The following is a 3,165-nucleotide window of genomic DNA, read 5'->3' as shown; positions in this document are numbered from 1 at the left end:
GCTGGGTGAGCGCGTGCGCCGCGAGCACACGGCGGGCGCGGCCGAGCGAGGCGGGCAGCACGAGGTGCGCGAGCCGCACGAGCCGCGGGTAGTGCTCGACGAGCGCCGCCTCCGCCTGGGCGAAGCCGACCGGCGCCGGGCCGGAGGACGAGGGGGCGGTGCCGGAACGCGACCGGCGGGAGCTTCGGGGGGCGAGCTTTGCGGAATCCACGTCCAGCGCAACGAGACACGCCCCCCGAGGTCACCTGCCGTCGTCCTGGCGGGACGGCCGCTTCCCGTCGAGGAAGGCGAGCACCGCGAGGACCCGCCGGTTGTCGTCGTCGGAGATCTCCAGTCCCAGCCGGGCGAAGATGTTCGACGTGTGCTTGGCGACCGCCCGCTCGGTCACCACGAGCCGCTCCGCGATCGCCGCGTTCGAGCGGCCCTGCGCCATCAGTTCGAGCACCTCGCGCTCACGCGCCGTGAGCCGGGCCAGCGGCCGCTCGGCGGCCGGACGGCGCAGCAACTGCGAGATCACCTGCGGGTCCATCGCCGTGCCGCCCGCGGCGACCTGCCGCACCGCCGCCACGAACTGCTCGGCGTCGAAGACCCGGTCCTTGAGCAGGTACCCGACGCCGCCGTTGCCGTCCGCGAGCAACTCCCGCGCGTACAACTGCTCGACGTGCTGCGAGAGCACCAGCACCGGGAGCCCCGGCCGCTCCCGCCGCGCCGCGAGCGCGCACTGCAGGCCCTCGTCGGTGTACGAGGGCGGCAGCCGTACGTCCACGACCGCCACGTCCGGGCGCTCCTCGGCGAGCGCCCGGCTCAGCTCGGGCCCGCTCTCCACCGCGGCGACGATCTCGCAGTCGTACGCTTCGAGCAGCCGTACGAGACCGTCCCGCAGCAGAAACAGGTCCTCGGCTAGGACAACACGCACGGCAGCTCCACGGTGGCCAGAGTGGGGCCGCCGGGGGGAGAGCTGACGGCCAGGACACCGTCGAAGGTACCGAGCCGCCGCTCGACCCCGGCCAGCCCCGTCCCCTTCGCGGCGTCCGCCCCGCCCCCGCCGTTGTCCCCGACGCTGATCCGCAGCCGTCCCTCGCGGTACCCGAGGTCGATCCAGATCCGGTCCGCGCCCGCGTGCTTGACCGCGTTGGCGAGCAGCTCGCTCGTCGCGAAGTACGCGGCGGCCTCGACCGGCGCCTCGGCGCGCCCCGGCACCTCCGCCACGACCTCCGTCTCGACGGGCAGCCGCAGCGCCAGCGCCCGCACCGCGTCCACCAGCCCACGCTCCGCGAGGACGGGCGGGTGGATGCCCCGGACGAGGTCCCGCAGTTCGCCGAGCGCCTCGGCGGAGGAGAGCCGCGCCTTGCCGAGCAGTTCCTTCGCCTTCGCCGGGTCGCGTTCGATGAGCGATTCGATCAGCCCGAGGTCCATGCCCACGGCGACGAGCCGCGCCTGCGCCCCGTCGTGCAAGTCCCGCTCGATGCGGCGCAGTTCGGCCGCCGAGGTGTCGACGGCGTCCTCCCGCGTGACCGTGAGCCGGTCGATCCGCGCGGCCATCTCCTGCTCCCGGCTGGGCGCGAGCGCCGTACGGGTCAGCCGGAAGTACGACTGGAGGAACGCCGGGACGGACCAGCGCGCGGTGAGCGCGATGACCACGCCGAGCGCGAGGGCGGCGAGGCCCGTCGCCTGGCTGTCCACCGGGAGGAACAGGTACCACTCGGGGCTGTCCTCGAAGATCCGCCAACCGCCGGCGGCGAGTACGAGGCCCCACACCGGGTAGAGCAGCACGAGCGGCGCCAGGACCGAGAGCACCACGCCCGCCGTGCAGTCCAGGAGCAGCCAGCCGATGTCCCGCCACGTGGCGGGGTCGCGCAGCAGCGCGAGGCACAGGGCCGCCTCACCCGTGAAGCCGGGCTTGAGCGGCGGCAGCGGCCGGTACGCCACGCCGATCCGCACCCCGCCCCACGCGCGCGCCCGCTCACGGCGCCCGAGCGCGTACTCGCGGATCACGGCGAGGATCGGCGGCGTCGTGATGAGCCCGGCGCCGAGCGGGACGAGGCAGATCGAGACCAGCACGAGGCAGAAGAGCCCGCAGGAGACGACGAGCGAGGTCCCGGCGAGTACGGCCCCGCGCCAGGCGGCGCGGAAGACCCGCAGGGGCCCGCGGTCCTCCTCCCGGCCCCCGTCACCGTCCGCCGCGAGGAACCGCGCGGCCATCCGCTCCCCGGCGAGCAGCCGCTCGTACACGCGCCGCCCGCCCTCGTCCTTGGCCGGAGTCAGCCCGCCCATGATCCACCTCACACCCCGCTACGAGCCTCCCGGCCCGACCGGGCCCCAGCGGCCCGGCACGGTCAATTCTGCGGATCGCGGGAGGCGAGGGGCAGCCGTCCTGCCCCCGTGGTGGGGGTGTACCTAGGTACACCTGGGGCGTCCCCGCCCGGGCGGGGCACACACCGGCCAGCGCTACGCCCAGGCCGGAGAGACTGGTCCATCCCCGCTTGCGCGGGGAGCCGCCCCCTCACCCCACCCCCTCCAACGCCTCCGCCTCCTTCCCCGCCTCCAACCCCAGCGCCGCCCGCGGATTCGTCCGCCCCGGCATCGCTTCCCCCAGCCCGTCCCGCACCCACGCCCACGTGTCCGCGACCGTCTCCCCAACCGGCCGGCACCGCAGCCCCGCCGCCACCGTCCGGCTCACGTCCGCCGTGTGCATCGCCCCGTGCAGCTCGCCCGGCGGGCACCACACCGGCAGCTCCGTCCAGGGCTCGATGCCCGCCGCCTCGACCCGCTCCGGGCTCAGCCAGCGCAGCACCGCGTCCGAGCCCGTCACCGCGCGGCACGTCTCCAGGAACTCGCCCATCGTCGTGTGCCCGGACGGGCTGACCAGGTCGTACGGTCCCGAGCGCCCCGCCGCGCCCGCGTCGAGCAGCCACTGGGCGAGGTCCCGCGCGTCGATGTACGCGAGCGGCAGCTCACGCGGCCCGGGTGCCAGCACGTCGCCGCCGCGCCGCATCCGCAGCAGCCACCACGGCAGCCGCCCCACGTTCTCGTACGGGCCGAGGATGAGCCCCGCCCGCGCGAGGAGCGCGCGCTCCGCGCCGAAGGCCCGCTCGACGGCCAGCTCCCCGCCCCGCTTGTCGCTCGCGTAGTCGCGCGCCTCCGCGTCCGGGTCGCCCGCGACGA

At 75.6% G+C, this 3,165-nt stretch carries 3 protein-coding genes and 1 pseudogene; all 4 read right to left on the bottom strand.

All coding sequences use genetic code 11. From position 1 onward, the window contains the following. Positions 1 to 211: pseudogene (locus G3I42_RS29995) on the bottom strand (hypothetical protein); the annotation flags it as partial. 30 nt (positions 212 to 241) lie between these two features. After that, on the bottom strand, positions 242 to 916 hold the full coding sequence (locus tag G3I42_RS29990; RefSeq protein ID WP_164290897.1) for a response regulator transcription factor: 675 nt from the start codon (positions 914 to 916) through the stop codon (positions 242 to 244). After that, positions 901 to 2,274, bottom strand: coding sequence for a sensor histidine kinase (locus tag G3I42_RS29985; protein ID WP_164290896.1), 1,374 nt, complete (start codon positions 2,272 to 2,274; stop codon positions 901 to 903). Before G3I42_RS29985 ends, G3I42_RS29990 begins: the two co-directional genes overlap by 16 nt. A 229-nt stretch (positions 2,275 to 2,503) precedes the next feature. Beyond that, positions 2,504 to 3,165: reductase (locus tag G3I42_RS29980; protein ID WP_164290895.1), on the bottom strand; the 662-nt coding region annotated here is incomplete at its 5' end.

Origin of the sequence: Streptomyces sp. SID11385 (genome assembly GCF_010548245.1) — a bacterium.
Taxonomy (GTDB): Bacteria; Actinomycetota; Actinomycetes; order Streptomycetales; family Streptomycetaceae; genus Streptomyces.
This window is presented reverse-complemented; position numbering and strand designations above follow the sequence as displayed.